Source organism: Herminiimonas sp. KBW02, from assembly GCF_003852535.1.
GTDB lineage: Bacteria > Pseudomonadota > Gammaproteobacteria > Burkholderiales > Burkholderiaceae_D > Oxalicibacterium.
The window spans coordinates 143,161-161,258 of the sequence record NZ_QAJP01000003.1 but is presented as its reverse complement, the minus strand read 5'-3'; the positions used below and the strand labels follow the sequence as shown (position 1 = coordinate 161,258).

Below are 18,098 nucleotides of genomic sequence, written 5' to 3'. Positions count from 1 at the left end.
GTGTGTCGCGTGATCGCCAAACCTTGATGTGGCGAAGGTGCTGCAGAAGATAAACAGAGATAAGTACGCTTGTAAGATTTACAGTGCGCCTGCGGCTATGTACTTATGGTCTAATGCCCATTATCTCTTGCTGAATTTCCATCATGAAACGCACATTCACCGTTATCGGATTGGGAGCCTTCGGCTCTACTGTGGCCCGCGAACTGGCGCGCCTGGGCAATGATGTACTCGGCATCGACCTCGACCCGGAGCATGTCAACGCGATTGCCGATGACATCACGCAAGCGGTGGTGGCCGATGCGCGTAACGAAGATACCTTGCGCGACCTCGGCGTACACGACAGCGATGCGGTAGTCGTCGCCATCGGTGAAGACCTGGAAGCCAACATCTTGGTCACGCTGACCGTCAAGAATATGCCCAAGCCGGAAGTCTGGGCCAAGGCGCTGAACCACAATCATCATCGCATCCTGCACAAGCTGGGCGCCGATCATATCGTGCATCCGGAACATGAAATGGGTTTGCGCCTGGCGCACGCCATGATGTACCCGGAGGTGCTGGACTACATTAGCCTGGGCCACGACCTGTTCACGGTAGAGGTTCGCGCATCAGAAAAACTGGTCGGGCAAACCATCGCTGCACTCGGGCTGGATGGCCGGGGTGTGCAAATGCTGATGGTCAAACACCAGCGGGAAATCCTGACGCCGCCAGCGAACGACTACATCTTCCGGGTCGGCGATCAGTTGGTAATGGTCGGCACCCTCGATAATTTACGTAATCTCTCCCCCTACTTATGAAACGCGGGTTTCGTCCGCCGCTGGTCTATCGCCAGGTAAGGCGACAGGTCTTGCACCTGACGCCGCCGCAAGCGCTGATCCTGTCCTTCGTCGGTTTGTCGCTGGTTGGTACGCTCTTGCTGAAGTTGCCGATGGCGAGCAACAGTCCGACCACCTGGATGCAGGCTTTGTTTACAGCCGTATCGGCATCGACGATTACCGGCCTGTCTGTCGTTGACGTCGGTAGTCACTTCACGCAATTCGGCTTGTGGGTATTGCTGGGTCTGATCCAGCTGGGTGGTATCGGTTTGCTGACCTTTGGCGTACTCATTATCCATCTGACCAGCGGTCGTCTGACCCTGCGTGATCGCGCCGCCTTGCAGGACTCGCTGAATCAAAGCGGGCGACTCGATATGCAGGCGCTGTTGCGTGTGCTGTTTGGTTTCATCATCGTGATGGAATTGTTCGGTACCTTGTTGCTGGCGATACAGTGGGTGCCGCAACTTGGTTGGTCGCGCGGCTTGTTCTTCAGTTTCTTCCATGCGGTCTCGGCTTTTAATAATGCCGGGTTCGGCCTGGAAGCAAACAGCCTGGGGAATTATGTCGGCAATCCGCTGATTAATCTGGTCATCACTTTCCTCTTTATCGCAGGCGGTATAGGCTTTGCAGTGATTGCCGACTTGCGCGCCAAGCGGCGCTTCCGTGAGCTGGCGCTGCATACCAAGTTGATGCTGGTGGGTACGTTATTCATTAACTTGCTGGCGATGCTGGTCTTGTTTGCGCTGGAATACGGCAATCCGGATACCCTGGGCAGCTTGCATGGACTGGGTACCAAATTATGGGCTAGCTGGTTCCAGGCAGTAGCGCCGCGTTCGGCTGGTTTCACGACCATGGATACGTCCATGCTGACGCAGGGCAGTGCCTTCTTCGTGATGACGCTGATGTTCATTGGTGCGGGCAGTGGTTCTACCGGTGGCGGTATCAAACTTACGACATTTATCATCCTGCTGATCGCGACACGCGCTTTCCTGCGCCAGCAACACAATCCGGTGCTGTTCGGCCGCAGCATAGATGCCAGCCTGACCTTGCGTGCGCTGGCAATTACCATCATCGCGCTGTTCTTTGTCGTGACCGGTACCTTCCTGCTGACCCTGACCGAGCATGCCAATTTTCTGGACCTGGCTTTTGAAGTCGTATCCGCCGCTTCCACTACAGGTTTGTCGCGCGGTGTGACTTCGACTTTGTCGGTCAGTGGACAATGGATCATCATGGTGCTGATGCTGGTCGGGCGTGTCGGCCCGCTTACGCTGGCTTTTACCCTGGCGAATACACGTGGTGCGGGTGTCACTTATCCGGCGGGGCGCGTGAATATAGGCTAAGTTGCCTATTTTGCACCGCAGACAGAAACCAGCCGAATGCCAGCGGTGGCAGTCCGCAGACTGATACAATGACTGGCTTTCTTTCCCGGTTTACCTGATGTCCAACTCCCCGAATCCAGCTCACGGTCTTAACGCGCCCCAGCGCGACGCCATCAAGTACATGGACGGCCCATGTCTGGTGCTGGCCGGTGCGGGTTCGGGCAAGACACGCGTGATCACGACCAAGATCGCCAGCCTGATCGAAGAGCACGGCTATGAAGCCAAAAACATTGCCGCGCTGACTTTTACCAACAAGGCAGCGCTGGAGATGCAGGAACGTATCGCCAAGTTGCTCAAAGAGCCGAAGCAGGCCAAGCAACTGACCGTCAGCACCTTCCACTCGCTGGGCGTCAAAATCCTGCGGCAGGAAGCGAAAGAGCTGGGTCTGAAGGATCGTTTTTCCATCATGGATAGCGATGATTGCTTCTCGCTGGTACAGGATCTGGCGGTTACCACCGACAAGCAATTGATCCGCCGCATACAAACTTCCATGTCCTTGTGGAAAAACGGTCTGGTCGATCCGGATGCCGCGTTGAAGCAGGCGAAGGATGAAGACGAGGCACAGGCCGCGCGCATCTACCGCAACTATGTCGCGACCTTGTCCGCTTACCAGGCGGTCGACTTTGATGACCTGATCCGCTTGCCGGTCGAGCTATTCCGCAACAATGAAACGGTGCGCGACAAATGGCAGCGTCGCTTGCGCTACCTGCTGGTCGATGAATACCAGGATACGAATACCTGCCAGTATGAGCTGGTCAAATTGCTGGTGACAGGCGTTGGCAAGAAGCCGATGTTTACAGCTGTGGGCGATGATGACCAGGCGATCTATGCGTGGCGCGGCGCCACCATAGAAAACCTGAAGCAATTACAGGTCGATTTTCCTGACCTGCGCATCGTCAAGCTGGAGCAAAACTATCGTTCCAGTACGCGCATCCTGCAGGCGGCCAACTCGGTTATCTCGAATAATCCGAAACTGTTTGAAAAATCATTGTGGTCCGAGCATGGTCTCGGCGATCCGGTCAAAGTCATGGGCATGCAGGATGATGACCAGGAAGCAGAGCAGATCGCGATTATGCTATCTGCACATCGCTTCGAACGACGTGCCAAATTTTCTGATTACGCCATTTTGTATCGCGGTAATCATCAGGCCCGCGTGATCGAGCAGGCGCTGCGCAAGGAGCGCATTCCTTATACGATTTCCGGCGGACAGAGCTTCTTTGACCGTGCCGAAATCAAGGACATCATTAGTTATCTACGCCTGATTGCCAATCAGGACGACGACCCTGCATTCATCCGCGCAGTCACTACGCCCAAGCGCGGCGTCGGCCAATCGACGCTGGAAGCGCTGGGCGCATTTGCCGGGCAATGGCAGTGTTCGCTGTTCGAAGCGGTATTCAAAGGCGGCCTGGAATCCAAGCTGGCCGATCGCCAGCTGACGCCGCTACGCGAGTTCTGCACCTTCATCAACAATCTCGAACACCATGCGCATCGCGAAGGCCAGGCCGCATCGCTGCTCGACGACATGATGAAAGAGATTAACTACGAAGCCTATCTGTACGATAACTTCGACGACAGGCAGGCGCAGTCACGCTGGCAAAACGTCATCGATTTCACCACCTGGCTCAAGGAAAAAGGCTCGGGTGGCAAGGACGGCAATGATCCGGAAAAGAGCTTGCTCGACCTGACGCAAATGGTGGCGCTCATGACCATGCTGGAAGGCAAGGATGAGGAACCGGATGCGGTGCGCATGTCTACCCTGCATGCTTCCAAGGGGCTGGAATTCCCGCATGTCTTCCTGGTCGGGGTGGAAGAGGGCATCCTGCCGCACAAGGGTGATCCTGATGCACCGGTCGATACCTTGGGTGCGCGCATAGAAGAAGAGCGGCGCCTGATGTATGTCGGCATCACACGCGCACAGCGTACGCTGCATGTGAGCTGGTGCAAGAAGCGCAAGCGTGCGCGCGAACACGTGCATTGCGATATTTCACGCTTCATCAAGGAAATGAAGCTGGATGAAGGCGACGCGGTGCCAACTGAGGAAGAGGTCATTACCCCGCAGAACCGCCTGGCCAATCTGAAGGCCTTGTTGCAAAAGCCGAAGTCAGCCGGAGCCTGACCCCGTTTGCCGGTGGATGGCATGGATCATGCAGTGCTTTCGATGCTGATATATCCGTCACTACCATCGCCCCGAGTGAGCTGAACCATGGCAAATCAACCGACCTTTCGTATCATGAGAAAACACGCGCGCCACACCGCGCGGGTATCGCGTCATTCTTTCCGTATCGCGATTTTCCTTGGCGGCGCAGCGTGTGTCGCCGTGTGCTCGCTGGGCTTTGCATGGCTGGCAGAAGAGATGCTGGGCCTGAATCGCAAGATTACACATGCCTACTGGTGGAGCGCGTTGTTCATGTTGCCGCTGGGTTTTGCCGGTATTCGCTGGATGACGATACGGCTTGCGCCGCAGGCGCGTGGCAGCGGTATTCCGCAGGTCATCGCCGCGATGTCGCTGCCGGCAGGTGCCGCGCAGAACAGCCTGGTGTCACCGCTGCAATCGATGTGGAAAGTAATACTGACGGCGGCGGGGTTGCTGGTTGGTGCATCTATCGGGCGCGAAGGGCCATCGGTGCAGGTGGGTGCAGCCGTGATGCTGGCGTGGGGCCGCTGGTGGCAGAAGCGGCCGCGCTTTGCGGTTGGTTTTCGTCCCGAGGCATTGATAGCGGCCGGGGCGGCGGGTGGCCTGGCAGCAGCGTTCAATACGCCGTTGGCAGGCGTCGTATTTGCGATAGAGGAGTTGGGCCGCGGCACCGCAGTGCGCTGGGACCGGTTGGTGATGTCGGCGGTACTGGGTGCCGGTTTCATCGCCTTGTCGGTATTCGGCAATAACTCTTACTTCCATCTTAACGAATCCATACTCGCATTGAATGCGGCGTGGTGGATAGTCGTTGTGTGTGCGCTGGTCAACGGTGTCCTCGGCGGTTTGTTCGGCAAGATGCTGCTGGCCGGACCAGCGGCGTGGTTGCCAGCCAGCCAGCGTAGCTGGACTGAGCGTCATCCGGTTTTACTGGCGGCTGTTTGCGGTTTGCTGGTGGCTTTGCTCGGCATGCTGGCGCAAGGGACGACGTATGGCACTGGCTACGAACAGGCGGCGGCCCTGCTGAATGGTCATCCGGTAGATAGCATGCTGTTTGGCCTGAGCAAGCTGGGTGCGACCATACTGTCTTATTTCGCCGGTATCCCGGGCGGAATTTTTACGCCTTCATTGGCGATAGGTGCCGGTATCGGCGACAATATCGCCCAGGTGCTGCCAGGTGCGGTGGATGGGCGACTGATAGCCTTGTTATCGATGGCGGCGTTTTTGGCTGCTGCTACGCAGGCGCCTATTACCGCCAGCGTGATCGTGATGGAAATGACGCGCAGCCAGGATGTGACTTTGCTGTTGCTGGCGACGACGCTGGCTGCTTCGCTGGTGTCACGGCAATTTTGTCCGCGTCCTTTTTATCATGCTGCTTCGCGTAATTTCCGGCGCGAAGCGATACATCAACACCGGATGTCACGCACGGCAGAAAGCTGAGTCGTGCCGGAACTTAATCAGGAAGTACACCAGATGAATGAAGATCGCTTTGTCGATATCGAAATCAAGATAGCGCGCCAGGAAGACTTGCTCGATTCGCTGAATCAGCTGGTCTATCAGCAGCAAAAGAAAATCGATGAACTGGAAGCGCTGTGTGCCGCACTGGCACGTCGCCTGAAGGATGTCGTCAGCGGCGGTAATGAACAAAGCGCCGCCAATGAAAGACCGCCGCATTATTGATGCGGCAATATTACTATCCTGAATTTATACATACTGAATCATGAGCACACCGAACGAAGAGCAAAAGTTATTGCATGCCAAGCTGAATATGGAAACCTCGCAAATCGGGTGGCAGGAATTGCTGCGCTATTTTGCGGGTGGCCTGGTGATCGTGGTCGCCGACGAGCTCGATCTGGTTGATGTGGCAGCGCGCTTTGCAATTGATGACAAGTCAGCGGTTGAGCATTGGCTGAGTAATGGTCAACTGGCCAAGGTCAGTGATGCGCAAGCCCATATCTGGCTCGAAGCGGATGCCATGCTGTGGACGGTCGTGGCGCGGCCGTGGGTGTTGGTACAAGAAAAGAAACTGGCGTGAACAAGGATCCCTTGCACGGACTGAGTCTGGAAAAGATCCTGGTGGCGCTGGTAGATCACTACGGTTGGGAAGAGCTGGGACGTCGGATCGATATCAAGTGCTTCAACATTGACCCGAGTATTAAATCCAGCCTGACTTTCCTGCGCAAAACGCCGTGGGCCAGAAGCAAGGTGGAAGATTTGTTTATACACATGTCCGACTAGAACTCATTTCACAAATATCCGTGAAATGAGTTCTAAAAGCCGGGTATGTCGGTACGGCAGAATTACAGCTTGGATTGGTGGTGGATCGCTACGAACAGCGTTGCCAGCGTCGACAGCACGGCTTCAAAGTGTGCTTGCGGTTCGGTGTTGTCCCAGATGTAGTGCACCATCACTGCTTCAAATTCCTTGCTGCGCTTTTTCGCGGTGACCGAGTGGGCACGTGTAATGGCTTTCAGGAACTGGCGGCGCATATTCGGCAATACCGGAATATGTTCGCTGTCGTCGAGGAATTCAAAGCCGCCCGGCAAAGGGCCGCCTTTCATCTGGAACTCGAGACGTTCAAATACTGCAGGTGGCAGGTTCTTCACCAATTCACACGCGCTTTCATTGAGCTTCAGCACCATGCTGAAGCCGGCCGGGTAAATCACATCCGAATCATCACGTTCCGACAGGAACACTGCCAGGCGCAGTGAATACTCGGCCTGATAAGCATCGTCATATGAGCTCTTCAGGCTGGTACGGGTCGCTGGCCAGAAAATCAGTGTGCCCGGTGTGCTTTCGTCGTCCGGGTCAGGGAAGAATTCGAGTGAAATGTCGTCAGCAGAATCGCCTGCGACGGACAGCATTTTCAATACGGGTGCAGCAAGGTCGCCCAGGATCGATGCAGCAATCGCGCCGGTGGCAGCGATATCGGCATTGGTCAGGTCTTCTACGATGTAGCCATTCAATGGCTTGAGTAATGCATTTGGGTCGAGCATGAGCGAGGTATTCATTCTTAAAATTGATGTTATTTGCCCGCGCATTTTGTCCGCAGGCAAGCGTCGTTGCAATATAACTTAAAACCCGATGGGCACGAAGTGGAAATGTAAGCCAGGGACTTATTTGTGAGGAACGGATGAATCTGTTTAAATGGCCGCATGCAGTCGGCCGTGACCGACACTCATTTCCGCTATCAAGCAAGGACGCATTATGTATACATGGCTATTGCCTGCGGTGAAAGCCGTACTGCCACATGTGGGTACGATTATCTCTGCCGCGCTGCCGGTGTTTCAGAGTCGCAAGATCGATGAAAACGCGGCTACGCAGGAAGCCTTATTGCAAAGGCAAATTACTGAGCTGCAGGAAGTAGCATCGCATAACGCTGTGCATATCAAGGAACTGGCCGAGCAATTGAAGCAAATGGTGGTGACCCTGGAGCAGGGCGTCATCGCGAACGAACGACGTTACCGGCGCCTGACGGCCTTGTCCGTCCTGGCATCGTTGTTATCGATAGTGGCTATTGCTGTGTGGTGGACGGGCGGGCGCTGAAGTATTGCCGCAGTGCATGGTGCTTATTTAAAAGCTGAACTTTTCGACAATATGGTGGGTCAGTAATAAGGCGTGTGACACCTGTCAGCAGACAGGGAGCATGAATTGCCGGGCGGATACATCGCCTGGTTTCTTATTACTGAACAAAGGACTTGCCATGATAAAACTAAGCACCATACTCGCCGGCACCGCCGTCGCCATGTTTGCCCAGATCGCAGCGGCGCAGGCTCCAATGTCGCAAACACAAGCTGCGGTACCAGCCAATGACCCTGCTTACATCGACCAGTCGCGCCTGAACTACAAGGAAGACCCGTATGTGAAAGCGCGTATCGCGCGGGGTCAGGCCAATGCAGAATATCGCGCTGAACGTAAGGAAGCGCGCACCGAGTACAAACAGGAAGTCGGTGCCGCCCGTGCGGAACGACGCGAAGCGGTCAAGGATGCAAACACTACACGCGCATCCGAAATCAGAAATGAACCGATGAAATAAGCATCGCTTGCCCGCGCGCTGCCAGAATGCGACGCGCGGGTTTGTCGCACCAGTTACAGCTGTAATCATTCCTTTCTGTACTCCGACGATATAAATTCAAATCGTCCGGTCAAGCTGATCAGGCATCGGTAAAATATCGTTTTACCTGAACCCGGCATGTCTAAATCCTGCGCCACTGCGCAAGGTTTCCACCCCTCACCGTATGTCTGACCCCGTTAATTCACCTGCCGAGTTGCCGCGCGCGCGTCGCATTGCGCATCTCGATATGGATGCTTTTTATGCGTCGGTCGAATTACTGCGCTATCCGGAGCTGCGCGGCCAACCGGTCGTGATCGGCGGGATGTCGGTACATGCACCTGTCACGCTGGATGACGGGAGTCGGCAGTATGCAAAGTTGCGCGACTATGTCGGACGCGGCGTGGTGACGACCTCGACTTATGAGGCACGGGCGCTGGGCGTATTCTCGGCGATGGGAATTATGAAGGCAGCCAGGCTGGCGCCCGACGCCGTGCTGCTGCCGGTGGACTTTGACGCTTACCGCCATTATTCACGCCTGTTCAAACAGGCCGTCGCCGATATCGCGCCGCATATAGAAAACCGCGGTATCGATGAAATTTATATCGACCTCAGTGAACATAGCGAAGAGACCTATGCACTGGCATCGCGTATCAAGAGCGCGGTGCAACAGGCCACCGGCTTGTCATGTTCGATAGGCATCGCACCGAATAAATTACTGGCCAAGATATGCTCGGACCTGGAAAAGCCGAACGGCCTGACCATATTGACGCAAGCCGATATCGTGACGCGTATCTGGCCACTGGCGGCGCGCAAGATTAATGGCATCGGCCCGCGCGCGGCAGAAAAACTGACTGCGCTCGGCCTGAACACGATAGAAGAACTGGCTGCAGCAGATGCCGCAGTCCTGCATGAACATTTTGGTCGTTCCTATGCCGACTGGCTGGGGCGGGTTGCGCACGGCATAGATGAACGTCCGGTCGTTACTTATTCCGAACCGAAATCAGTCAGCCGTGAAACCACCTTTGAAAACAACCTGCATGCAAAGCGTGATCGTGAAGCATTGGGCGGCATCTTTACTCGCTTGTGTGAACGCGTGGCCGGGGATTTGCAGCGCAAGGGTGTGGTCGGACGCACAGTCGGCATCAAGCTGCGCTTTACCGACTTCAGGATAGTCACACGCGATCTGACCTTGCCGACTTATACCGATGATGCGGGCGCGATCCGGCAAGCGGCAGGGGAATGTCTGAAACGTATCCCGCTGGATCAGCCCTTCCGCCTGCTGGGCGTGCGCATAGGCACGCTGGCTAAAAAGGATACGCTGCCGCCGGAAGAGCCTGTCGTTCAAGGCGAGTTATTTCAAGAGTCGGGAGACTCTGAATAATTCCTGATACGGCACGTTGTCTGTCATCGTTTCCCTCGCGTTATGGCTTTTAATTCATTGACAGCGTAGCGCTAAATAAAAAGCGGCACTGGGTTTCCAGTGCCGCTTTTTTTTATGACTCAGCGCAAGGTTTGCGCGCCGTATGCGCTTACTTGGCAGGATTGGATCGGTAGAATTGCACGCCGAATGAAATTTTGTCGCGACCATTGTCGCGGCGATGGCGGTTGGTATCGCGCAGTGAATAGACGCAGCCGCAGTATTCCTGTTGATAGAAATCTTCGCGCTTGGAGATTTCGATCATGCGGGCCGAGCCGCCTTGTTTACGCCAGTTGTATTCCCAGTACAGCATGTCCGGGTACTTGGCCGCAGCGCGCACGCCGCAATCGTTGATCTGCTTCATATCCTTCCAGCGTGAGATACCAAGCGAGCTGGAAATGACCGGGAAGCCGTGTTCATGTGCATACAGCGCAGTGCGCTCGAAGCGCATATCAAAGCACATGGTGCAGCGTATGCCGCGCTCTGGTTCGTTTTCCATACCCTTCGCACGTTCGAACCAGTTATCGGTATCGTAGTCGGCATCGATAAACGGTACGTTGTGTTTCTCAGCGAAGCGGATGTTTTCTTCCTTGCGCAGCAGATATTCTTTTTCCGGATGAATGTTCGGGTTGTAAAAGAAAATCGTGTACTCGATACCGCTCGCCAGCATCGCTTCCATCACTTCGCCGGAACAGGGCGCGCAGCAGGAATGCAGCAAGACCTTGCCAGGTTTGCTGGGGAGGGGGATGGGTTCGCGTTTGAAGTCTGTCATCGTGCTTTCTCGTGTGCCTTGGCAGGAAATATGCGTGGCTACGAGCCTTAATGTGCTGGGTTCGTATGTTACCAGAACTGGGGTTGCGGGCGGTTGTTGACTCGCCGCTTTGCGGCTTGTTTGAGGCGGCTTTTATTCCGTCTGTGTACGGGACTCGCCTGCGTTCCGCAGGCCGCCGATTTGCTTGCAAGCAAATCGCTTCGAGACCCGCTGTGCGCCGCGCAGACGGCGCACTCCATCCGCAGCATGTCGGCTGCGCCGAAAAGGTGGGACGGAAACAAAAATGCCCGCTTGCGCGGGCATTTTCTTATTCTGGCGGAGTGGACGGGACTCGAACCCGCGACCCCCGGCGTGACAGGCCGGTATTCTAACCAACTGAACTACCACTCCAACTACTAAACTGCTTCAGGCTCTCCGTTTGACTGATTGGTGGGTGCTGACGGGGTCGAACCGCCGACCTACGCCTTGTAAGGGCGCCGCTCTACCAACTGAGCTAAGCACCCGCGAATACGATTGCTCAGCCAAACTTGTGTTGACGTCTACCAACACCTGAAGGGGGCGAAGTATAGAGCATAAAAAAAAATTTGTCACCACTGTTTGCAGAATCTTTTCGAAATTTTCTTTTTCATTGCGAAAAAAGCCATCTTTCCGCCGGCGGCAGTGCCAAGCGAGTTTGCCTGGGGCAACCTATAATGGACGCCTTCCTCCCGTTATTTCCGAGTACCTGTTATCAATACTTTACTTCGCCGCGTCATTCACGCAGTCCTGTTTGAATTTTTCGCCCTTATTATTCTGGTACCGCTGATGTCGTATGGCTTCGGCATGGACATGCTGCATTTCGGCGCACTGGCCGTGATGCTGGCTATCAGCGCGATGGCCAGCAATATGATTTACAACCACATCTACGAAGCGTTTGAGCACCGTTACGGCTGGCGTCGTACCGTCCGCATGCGGGTGTGCCATACGATAGGCTTTGAAGCCTTCTTTATGGCGATAGCCTTGCCGCTAACGGCCTGGTGGCTGGATATCTCGTTATGGGAGGCGCTGACGCTGGACCTGATTTTCTCGGCCTTCTTCATGCTGTATGCGTTTTGCTTTAACTGGGTGTACGACATCATTCGCCACCGCCTGGGTCAGACGCGTAGCAAGTAGAAACAAAAACCGGGGTGCAAGGCCCCGGTTTTGTTATCAGGCGTTGGCTGACTTGCGTCGCGCCGCATCCGCCACTGGACGGGTGGACAGATGGACTTCCGACGGCACATGCAGGGTAGTGGTCGGATGGGCAAAGACGATGCCGCGCTCCGCGCAGGCGCGCATGAGTTCCAGGTTGATATGTTGCTGTACATCCATGTACACGCTGTATTCACGGCTTAACAGGTAATACACCACCTCAAATTCCAGGCTGCTGGGGCCGATGCGGACAAAGTGCGCGCGGTCGTAGCGGGTCGAGGGCGCGTCTTCAATAATTTTGCGTACCGTGGCCGAGAGCTCGGCAATTTTGTCGACCGGCGTGTCATGCGTGATGCCGAAGTTGAACAACACCCGTCGTTCCGACATGCGCTTGTAGTTGCGTATCGGCGATTTCAGCAGCTCGGTATTCGAGCGCACGAGTTGTTCGCCGCTCAGGCTGCGCAGACGGGTGGTGCGGATGCCGACGTATTCGACCGTCCCCAGCAAGTCGTCCACCACAATGAAATCACCGACCTCAAAGGGCTTGTCCAGTCCGATCGAAAGTGAGGCAAATAAATCGCTGAGTATGGCTTGCAGCGCGAAAGCGATGGCGATGCCGCCTATGCCGAGACTGGCGACGAAAGCCGTGATGTTGACGCCGAGATTGGCCAGTACCGCCAGCAATACCGTCAGCATCACCGCAATGCGCAACAGGAAGACCATGGTGGTGGTGGTCGCTGCATTGCGCAGTTCGGGGTCAACTTCCGGATCGACCACTTTTTCCATCCAGACATTGATGCCGCGATTGAGCCAGATGGCGATCTGTATGCCGATCAGGATGATGCCGAGCTGCGACAGGCGGAGCTCGACGATGGCGGGCAGGGTAAGCGTGTTCAGACCGATCAGGATGGACAGCAGTAAAAGCAGGAAGCGTTTGGTGCCGGCCAGCGTACCGACGATAACTTCATCGACGCGGCGTTTGGTGATGAGGTGGAGTACAGACATGCGGCGCTTCATCAGGCGCACCACAAAGCGCGTCAGCAGATCCATGATGAGGAAGCTGACTACTGCTGCCAATAAGGCGTGCAACCAATCCTTGAGCGAAATACCAAACATAAACCAGTCTTGCAGTAACATCATTCATTCACCTCTTGTTCAAATGCATTTTGCATAATTTGCTCATGCGACAACTTTTCGTCACTAAGGTAGAGGTTGCATGGCGGGAATAGTTCGCAAGGAATATCGAGGTATGTCCGCTCACGGAGCGGAGAGGCAGGCCGGGTGGGGATTTCCCGCTTAAGATCAATTACTTATTAAGCTCATGTTTATGGATGCGTCGACTTCTGAATTGCCGCTGTTTCCCCCGCTGCAAGCTTATCGCAGCGGAATGTTGCCGGTCGACGGCAGGCATACCCTGTATTGGGAAGAGTGCGGCAATCCGCGCGGCGTGCCGGTGCTGTTTCTGCACGGCGGACCGGGTGGCGGTATTTCGCCGCGTCATCGGCAATTCTTCAATCCCGATTACTACCGCATTGTTTTATTCGATCAGCGCGGTGCCGGTAAATCGACGCCGCTGGGCGAGTACCGCGACAACACAACGCCGCTGCTGATCTCCGATATCGAAGCCCTGCGGGCGATGCTGGGCATAGAGCAGTGGCTGGTATTCGGCGGCTCATGGGGGGCGACGCTGGCGCTCGCATATGGGCAAGCACATCCGCAGAACTGTCTCGGCTTCATATTGCGCGGTATCTTCCTTTGCACGCGCGCCGAGATAGACTGGTTTATGTACGGCATGCGCTGGTTCTTTCCCGAAGCGCATGCAGCTTTTGTTGCGGCTATTCCGCCGGAAGAACGGGGTGATTTGCTGCAAGCCTACAAGCGGCGCTTGTTCAGCGACGATGCGCAAGTGTCTTTGCAGGCAGCGCGCGACTGGAGCCGTTACGAAGGTCATTGCCTGTTCCTGAAACCGCAGCCGGAAATGCTGCAAGTGTTTGACGATGATGTGGTGGCGCTCGGTGTCGGACGGCTGGAAGCGCATTACTTTTTGCATCAAGGCTTCATGGAAGAAGACCAGTTGATACGCAACATAGACAAAATACGGCATTTGCCCGCGGTGATCATACAAGGGCGCTACGACGCCGTTTGCCCGCCGGTATCCGCCTATCGTTTGCATGAAGCCTGGCCGCAGGCACGTTTGCAGATCATTGCAGATGCCGGACATGCTGCGCTGGAGCCTGGCACTGCTGCGGCATTGGTAGCGGCGACTGAACAATTCCGTTTGCAGCAAAAATTTGATTGAACAAGTAGTGTCCGACAGCAAGATGGCGGTGTGCGCGTGATGTCGTTAAGATAGCCACTAGCGGGATGCGGCTGGTGTCGCATCGGATAGTTGATTCCAGCCTGAAGATGAAAAAGCGTGAAAGAACGATGATAAAAAAGCGGATCACCCTATGTGCAGTGGCACTTTTGCTGGCGGGCTGCGGTGCGCGCACCTTGCTCGACAAGCCGGCAGAAACCACACCGGACGGCACTTCCACGGCTGATTCGATCAGCGAATACCAGCTTGCATTGGCCCATCGCATTACGCAGGTTAATTCCACCAAGGTGTATGTCGGTCGGCCGCAAGCCTTGTTGCGCTCGGTAGTGGTGGTCAAGTATGTGGTCGATGCAAATGGCAGCCTGTTGCGCAGCGAAATCATGCGCTCGAATCGCGACCGCGTGACAGAGACTACGGCACTCACCAGTGTGCGCAATACGGCGCCTTTCCCTAAGCCCGCGCCAGCGCTGTTACGACATGGCCGCGTCGAGGTGATCGAGACCTGGCTCTTCAATAAGGATGGTCGTTTCCAGTTACGCACCATCGCCGAACCACAGATGGATGAATAAGCGCTTCATGCTGATAGCCGGAGCACCTCTGCCTTGAGTGGTGGCTGGTTGTTTAATGCAGTGGCCAGCGCTTTGCTGCTGCCGCCTTTCAATCTGATCCTCTTGTGTGCGATGGGTTTGCTGCTGCGACCACGCTGGCCGCGTCTGGGTGTGACCGTGTCAGTACTGGCATTGCTGATCCTGGCGGTTTGCAGCACGCGTTCTGGCGCCATGCTGTTTGTTACGCCACTGGAAAAACAAAACCCAACATTGCAAGCTGGCGACACTGCCGGGGCGCAGGCTATCGTGGTGCTGGGCGGTAGTCGTATTACTAACGCGCCCGAATACGGCGGACAAGACATTCCTAGTGCCATCAGCCTGCATCGCCTGCGCTATGCAGCTAGTCTGTATCGCAGCACGCATCTGCCGGTATTAGTCAGCGGTGGTCATCCGGATGGCGGCAGCACATCGGAAGCCAGCGTAATGGCGCGTGTATTGAAGGAAGACTTCTCTGTCCCGGTGCGATGGCTGGAACAGACTTCCAACAATACCGCCGAAAATGCGCAGTTGTCAGCGCGCATGCTGCGTGCAGCAGGCGTGCAGCGCATCTTGCTGGTCACCGATGCGATCCATATGCAGCGCGCGCAATGGGCGTATCAGCAGGCCGGACTGGAGGTGGTGGCCGCACCGACCATCTTCATCAGCAGCGCACATACGACCCCGGCCGACTTCCTGCCATCCAGCCAGGGCTTGCAATTGAGCGCATATGCCTTACATGAATGGCTGGGTCTGGCCTGGTATCGCTGGCGGCATCCTGATCTGGCTAAGTGAGTCGCACGAAATAAATTGCGTGGAATAAACATAGCTCAGGCACGCCGCCGCGAATCTGCTTAAAATGGCTGGGCTGGTGCCAATTACCGGCGCATCACCATCATTATTTTTTTCGGGGGCCGCAGCATGACTTTGATTGATAGTAAGCGTCCTTCCAAGCTGTACTACTTCTCTGAACGCAATGGCTTAGAGCGTTCCTTATCCCTGGGCGAGTTTCGTCTCAGCCCGCCAACATCCGACCAGATATTGCTGCCTAACGACAGTTACCTGGTGCTGAGCCTGACCAAAACCTGGGACGGCACCTTGTTTGACGCCATGCCCAGCATAGATTCCTATCTGGTGGTGCACGATGCCGAGGAATTCGGTGAGCGTGTACACCGTGCAGCGCAGAAGATCCTGCCTAACTGGGCGGGTATCGATGCGGCCATTTCCTACGGGGCGCCTAGTCCGCTCGGCAAGATTTTCTCCAAGGCGAAGAACCTCGCCGAACAAAACGAATGGCGTTTTGCATGGCGTCCTATGCAAAGCTGGGCGTCGGTGAATCCTGTCGTCATCCAGATCGGCAATATCGAAGATATCGCCGAACTCCATAGCCGGAACGACTGAGCAGACTATCTTCGCGCAGGTCCGGCATTTTCATGAACGGAGCACGATGAAAACACTTACTTTCGACGTTGCAGTAATCGGTGCCGGTAGTGCCGGGATGTCGGCCTATCGCGCAGTCAAGGCACATGGAAAGACGGCGGTTCTGATAGAAGGCGGGCCATATGGCACGACCTGCGCGCGCGTCGGTTGCATGCCGAGCAAGTTGCTGATTGCGGCGGCCGAAGCGGCACATGCGGCCGATGAAGCACCGGGTTTCGGCGTGCATCCTGGCCCCGTGCGGGTTGACGGTAAGCAAGTTATGCAGCGCGTGCGATCCGAACGTGATCGTTTCGTCGGCTTCGTGGTGGAAAGCGTGGAGTCGATCAATCCGGCTGAGCGTCTGTACGGCTATGCACGTTTCATTTCTCCCGGCTGCTTGCAGGTCGGTGACGATATCCAGGTGATGGCAGAGCGCGTCGTGATTGCGACCGGCTCCACACCGCAGATTCCAGCGGAATTGCGCGGACTGGGTACACGCGTGATCACCAGCGACGATATTTTTGAGCGCGACGATTTGCCGGAGTCGGTAGCGGTAGTGGGTGCCGGCGTCATCGGACTGGAGCTGGGGCAAGCCTTGCAGCGCCTGGGCGTGCGCGTAGCCTTGTTCGGCCGCAGCGGCCGGGTGGCGCAACTGGACGATGCGGCCATCAATCAAAGTGCCATCGACGGCATAGGTGCAGACCTGGATTTACGCCTGAATACCAGCGTGGTTTCGGCGCGCGTGGTCGGTGAGCAGGTCGAATTCGTCTCGCGCGATAAGGATGGCAAGGAACGTACCGAGCATTTCCAATACGTGCTGGCAGCGTCTGGCCGCACGCCTAACGTACAGAAGATCGGACTGGAAAACACGGGCTTGCAATTGAACCCGCAAGGCATACCGCTGTTCGATTCATTGACGATGCAGTGTGGCAATAGCGCGATCTTTATTGCGGGCGATGCCGACAACGACCGGCCGTTGCTGCATGAGGCGGCAGATGAAGGGCGTATCGCTGGTGATAATGCGGTGCGCTTCCCGGAAGTTGTGGCTGGACTACGCCGTACCCGTCTGATGATCGCCTTCACTGATCCGCAGATCGCAGTGGTCGGGCAGACCAGCAGCGAGCTTAAGCCGCGGCAGTTTGAGGTTGGTCAGGTTTCGTTTGCCAATCAGGGCCGTAGCCGCGTCATGCGGCAGAACCGCGGCTTGCTGAAAGTCTATGGCGAACGCGGTACGCATCGCTTTCTGGGCGCAGAAATGGTCGGGCCGCGTGCCGAACACATCGGGCATTTGCTGGCCTGGGCTTGCCAGAGCGGTATGACAGTAGGGCAAATGCTGGATATGCCGTTCTACCATCCGGTGGTGGAAGAGGGTTTGCGTACGGCCTTGCGTGAGTTGAAGGAAAACCTGCTGAAGGAAGAGGACGCGATCGAGCACTGCACCGATTGCACACCGGGGACTTGAGATTAAGCTGAGTGGGTGAATTATTTGCAGGGAATGTGCGGTAACGCTTATTCGCGCCAGGAAAAGTATGATAAAACTGAGGAACGCGATTGCAACTAAACAATAATGTGCATGTCACAGCATTGCTTGCCTACCTAAATATCTGGTGAAAACCGGATCACAATAGCAATAACATTGGCGATCGTTTGCTGTATCTCAACGCAGGTCCGTTTGACAAATCCATATTGAAAACGCGACACTGCTTTTGTCCAGATTAGAAAAAAGGGGCCCTATTATGAAAACTTCTACCTTGAAAACCACACGGAGCGATATGAAAACCTTAGTCAAAGACGCCCAGGAATTATTTCGTGAAGCAACCAGCGCAACGGGCGAGCGCGCAGATGAGTTGCGTAACCGCGGTTTGCAACTGCTGGATAACGCACTGGTAAAAGCACATGAAGTGCAAACTGCCGCGATTGAAACCGGCAAGGAATTGGCAGAAAAAACCGATGACTACGTGCATGAAAATCCATGGCGCGCAGTTGCGATCTCGGCTGGTGTCGGCGTATTGGTGGGACTTTTGATCTCGCGTAAATAAGTCA

At 55.6% G+C, this 18,098-nt stretch carries 20 protein-coding genes and 2 tRNA genes; 17 read left to right on the top strand and 5 right to left on the bottom strand.

All coding sequences use genetic code 11. The annotated features are described in order from the left end of the window. Window positions 1–143 precede the first annotated feature (143 nt). The 7 genes from DBR37_RS02575 to DBR37_RS02545 all read left to right on the top strand — a co-directional run bounded on the left by DBR37_RS02575 (window position 144) and on the right by DBR37_RS02545 (window position 6,560). Entirely contained in the window at window positions 144–794 is a 651-nt protein-coding gene (locus DBR37_RS02575) for a TrkA family potassium uptake protein (RefSeq protein WP_124572731.1), read from the top strand. Continuing rightward, window positions 791–2,152 carry a TrkH family potassium uptake protein gene (locus DBR37_RS02570; RefSeq protein ID WP_124572730.1) on the top strand — a complete coding sequence of 454 codons (1,362 nt, stop codon included), beginning with the start codon at window positions 791–793 and terminating at the stop codon, window positions 2,150–2,152. Before DBR37_RS02575 ends, DBR37_RS02570 begins: the two co-directional genes overlap by 4 nt. Before the next feature lie 97 nt (window positions 2,153–2,249). Further along, window positions 2,250–4,307, top strand: a complete 2,058-nt coding sequence (locus tag DBR37_RS02565) for a UvrD-helicase domain-containing protein (protein WP_124572729.1) — start codon at window positions 2,250–2,252, stop codon at window positions 4,305–4,307. Between the two features lie 87 nt (window positions 4,308–4,394). Further along, on the top strand, window positions 4,395–5,762 hold the full coding sequence (locus DBR37_RS02560; RefSeq protein WP_124572728.1) for a chloride channel protein: 1,368 nt from the start codon (window positions 4,395–4,397) through the stop codon (window positions 5,760–5,762). 33 nt (window positions 5,763–5,795) lie between these two features. Then, on the top strand, window positions 5,796–6,002 hold the full coding sequence (locus tag DBR37_RS02555; protein ID WP_124573242.1) for a SlyX family protein: 207 nt from the start codon (window positions 5,796–5,798) through the stop codon (window positions 6,000–6,002). A gap of 40 nt (window positions 6,003–6,042) precedes the next feature. After that, window positions 6,043–6,357 (top strand): DUF2288 domain-containing protein, encoded by a 315-nt coding sequence (locus DBR37_RS02550; protein ID WP_124572727.1) that lies wholly within the window; start codon window positions 6,043–6,045, stop codon window positions 6,355–6,357. Beyond that, a complete protein-coding gene (locus DBR37_RS02545) occupies window positions 6,324–6,560 on the top strand; it encodes a VF530 family DNA-binding protein (RefSeq protein ID WP_233588258.1) in 237 nt (78 codons plus the stop codon). The genes DBR37_RS02550 and DBR37_RS02545 overlap by 34 nt, the downstream gene beginning before the upstream one ends. A 62-nt stretch (window positions 6,561–6,622) precedes the next feature. Here DBR37_RS02545 and DBR37_RS02540 read toward each other — a convergent pair whose 3' ends face one another. Further along, a complete protein-coding gene (locus tag DBR37_RS02540) occupies window positions 6,623–7,333 on the bottom strand; it encodes a hypothetical protein (protein WP_124572725.1) in 711 nt (236 codons plus the stop codon). 196 nt (window positions 7,334–7,529) lie between these two features. Here DBR37_RS02540 and DBR37_RS02535 point away from each other — a divergent pair, with 196 nt between their 5' ends. From DBR37_RS02535 to dinB, 3 genes are all read left to right on the top strand, one after another. Next, window positions 7,530–7,868 carry a hypothetical protein gene (locus DBR37_RS02535; protein ID WP_124572724.1) on the top strand — a complete coding sequence of 113 codons (339 nt, stop codon included), beginning with the start codon at window positions 7,530–7,532 and terminating at the stop codon, window positions 7,866–7,868. 157 nt (window positions 7,869–8,025) lie between these two features. Further along, entirely contained in the window at window positions 8,026–8,358 is a 333-nt protein-coding gene (locus DBR37_RS02530) for a hypothetical protein (RefSeq protein ID WP_124572723.1), read from the top strand. A 202-nt stretch (window positions 8,359–8,560) separates the two neighbouring features. After that, complete coding sequence (gene dinB, locus DBR37_RS02525) at window positions 8,561–9,757, top strand: DNA polymerase IV (RefSeq protein ID WP_124572722.1); 1,197 nt, start codon at window positions 8,561–8,563, stop codon at window positions 9,755–9,757. A 148-nt stretch (window positions 9,758–9,905) separates the two neighbouring features. Here dinB and DBR37_RS02520 read toward each other — a convergent pair whose 3' ends face one another. The 3 genes from DBR37_RS02520 to DBR37_RS02510 all read right to left on the bottom strand — a co-directional run bounded on the left by DBR37_RS02520 (window position 9,906) and on the right by DBR37_RS02510 (window position 11,068). After that, complete coding sequence (locus DBR37_RS02520) at window positions 9,906–10,565, bottom strand: epoxyqueuosine reductase QueH (protein ID WP_124572721.1); 660 nt, start codon at window positions 10,563–10,565, stop codon at window positions 9,906–9,908. Window positions 10,566–10,878: 313 nt separating this feature from the next. Continuing rightward, window positions 10,879–10,955, bottom strand: a tRNA-Asp gene (locus DBR37_RS02515). A 37-nt stretch (window positions 10,956–10,992) separates the two neighbouring features. After that, window positions 10,993–11,068, bottom strand: a tRNA-Val gene (locus DBR37_RS02510). Between the two features lie 226 nt (window positions 11,069–11,294). Here DBR37_RS02510 and DBR37_RS02505 point away from each other — a divergent pair. Then, complete coding sequence (locus DBR37_RS02505; RefSeq protein WP_124572720.1) at window positions 11,295–11,717, top strand: PACE efflux transporter; 423 nt, start codon at window positions 11,295–11,297, stop codon at window positions 11,715–11,717. 36 nt (window positions 11,718–11,753) lie between these two features. On the opposite strand, the gene DBR37_RS02500 is transcribed toward DBR37_RS02505, so the two are convergent. Continuing rightward, the gene (locus DBR37_RS02500) at window positions 11,754–12,875 is read right to left on the bottom strand and encodes a mechanosensitive ion channel family protein (RefSeq protein ID WP_124572719.1); all 1,122 of its coding nucleotides are present in this window, start codon (window positions 12,873–12,875) and stop codon (window positions 11,754–11,756) included. Window positions 12,876–13,062: 187 nt separating this feature from the next. On the opposite strand from DBR37_RS02500, the gene pip reads away from it, so the two are divergent. The 6 genes from pip to DBR37_RS02470 all read left to right on the top strand — a co-directional run bounded on the left by pip (window position 13,063) and on the right by DBR37_RS02470 (window position 18,094). Further along, complete coding sequence (gene pip / locus DBR37_RS02495) at window positions 13,063–14,034, top strand: prolyl aminopeptidase (RefSeq protein WP_124572718.1); 972 nt, start codon at window positions 13,063–13,065, stop codon at window positions 14,032–14,034. A 128-nt stretch (window positions 14,035–14,162) separates the two neighbouring features. Then, complete coding sequence (locus tag DBR37_RS02490) at window positions 14,163–14,621, top strand: TonB family protein (RefSeq protein ID WP_124572717.1); 459 nt, start codon at window positions 14,163–14,165, stop codon at window positions 14,619–14,621. A gap of 33 nt (window positions 14,622–14,654) precedes the next feature. Next, window positions 14,655–15,431 (top strand): YdcF family protein, encoded by a 777-nt coding sequence (locus DBR37_RS02485; protein ID WP_124572716.1) that lies wholly within the window; start codon window positions 14,655–14,657, stop codon window positions 15,429–15,431. Window positions 15,432–15,557: 126 nt separating this feature from the next. Further along, window positions 15,558–16,037 carry a hypothetical protein gene (locus DBR37_RS02480; RefSeq protein ID WP_124572715.1) on the top strand — a complete coding sequence of 160 codons (480 nt, stop codon included), beginning with the start codon at window positions 15,558–15,560 and terminating at the stop codon, window positions 16,035–16,037. A 46-nt stretch (window positions 16,038–16,083) separates the two neighbouring features. Continuing rightward, window positions 16,084–17,517 carry a dihydrolipoyl dehydrogenase gene (locus DBR37_RS02475; RefSeq protein WP_124572714.1) on the top strand — a complete coding sequence of 478 codons (1,434 nt, stop codon included), beginning with the start codon at window positions 16,084–16,086 and terminating at the stop codon, window positions 17,515–17,517. A gap of 274 nt (window positions 17,518–17,791) precedes the next feature. Continuing rightward, complete coding sequence (locus tag DBR37_RS02470; RefSeq protein WP_124572713.1) at window positions 17,792–18,094, top strand: YqjD family protein; 303 nt, start codon at window positions 17,792–17,794, stop codon at window positions 18,092–18,094. Window positions 18,095–18,098 lie beyond the last annotated feature (4 nt).

What these genes read in the sequence shown, in the direction of transcription:
- DBR37_RS02550 (WP_124572727.1), top strand. Translation starts at nt 6,043, where the DNA reads ATGAGCACACCGAACGAAGAGCAAAAGTTATTGCATGCCAAGCTGAAT.
- DBR37_RS02535 (WP_124572724.1), top strand. Translation starts at nt 7,530, where the DNA reads ATGTATACATGGCTATTGCCTGCGGTGAAAGCCGTACTGCCACATGTG.
- DBR37_RS02480 (WP_124572715.1), top strand. Translation starts at nt 15,558, where the DNA reads ATGACTTTGATTGATAGTAAGCGTCCTTCCAAGCTGTACTACTTCTCT.
- DBR37_RS02490 (WP_124572717.1), top strand. Translation starts at nt 14,163, where the DNA reads ATGATAAAAAAGCGGATCACCCTATGTGCAGTGGCACTTTTGCTGGCG.
- DBR37_RS02575 (WP_124572731.1), top strand. Translation starts at nt 144, where the DNA reads ATGAAACGCACATTCACCGTTATCGGATTGGGAGCCTTCGGCTCTACT.
- DBR37_RS02520 (WP_124572721.1), bottom strand. Translation starts at nt 10,565, where the DNA reads ATGACAGACTTCAAACGCGAACCCATCCCCCTCCCCAGCAAACCTGGC.
- dinB (WP_124572722.1), top strand. Translation starts at nt 8,561, where the DNA reads ATGTCTGACCCCGTTAATTCACCTGCCGAGTTGCCGCGCGCGCGTCGC.
- DBR37_RS02470 (WP_124572713.1), top strand. Translation starts at nt 17,792, where the DNA reads ATGAAAACTTCTACCTTGAAAACCACACGGAGCGATATGAAAACCTTA.
- DBR37_RS02565 (WP_124572729.1), top strand. Translation starts at nt 2,250, where the DNA reads ATGTCCAACTCCCCGAATCCAGCTCACGGTCTTAACGCGCCCCAGCGC.
- DBR37_RS02555 (WP_124573242.1), top strand. Translation starts at nt 5,796, where the DNA reads ATGAATGAAGATCGCTTTGTCGATATCGAAATCAAGATAGCGCGCCAG.
- DBR37_RS02540 (WP_124572725.1), bottom strand. Translation starts at nt 7,333, where the DNA reads ATGAATACCTCGCTCATGCTCGACCCAAATGCATTACTCAAGCCATTG.
- DBR37_RS02530 (WP_124572723.1), top strand. Translation starts at nt 8,026, where the DNA reads ATGATAAAACTAAGCACCATACTCGCCGGCACCGCCGTCGCCATGTTT.
- DBR37_RS02560 (WP_124572728.1), top strand. Translation starts at nt 4,395, where the DNA reads ATGGCAAATCAACCGACCTTTCGTATCATGAGAAAACACGCGCGCCAC.
- DBR37_RS02570 (WP_124572730.1), top strand. Translation starts at nt 791, where the DNA reads ATGAAACGCGGGTTTCGTCCGCCGCTGGTCTATCGCCAGGTAAGGCGA.
- pip (WP_124572718.1), top strand. Translation starts at nt 13,063, where the DNA reads ATGGATGCGTCGACTTCTGAATTGCCGCTGTTTCCCCCGCTGCAAGCT.
- DBR37_RS02475 (WP_124572714.1), top strand. Translation starts at nt 16,084, where the DNA reads ATGAAAACACTTACTTTCGACGTTGCAGTAATCGGTGCCGGTAGTGCC.
- DBR37_RS02500 (WP_124572719.1), bottom strand. Translation starts at nt 12,875, where the DNA reads ATGATGTTACTGCAAGACTGGTTTATGTTTGGTATTTCGCTCAAGGAT.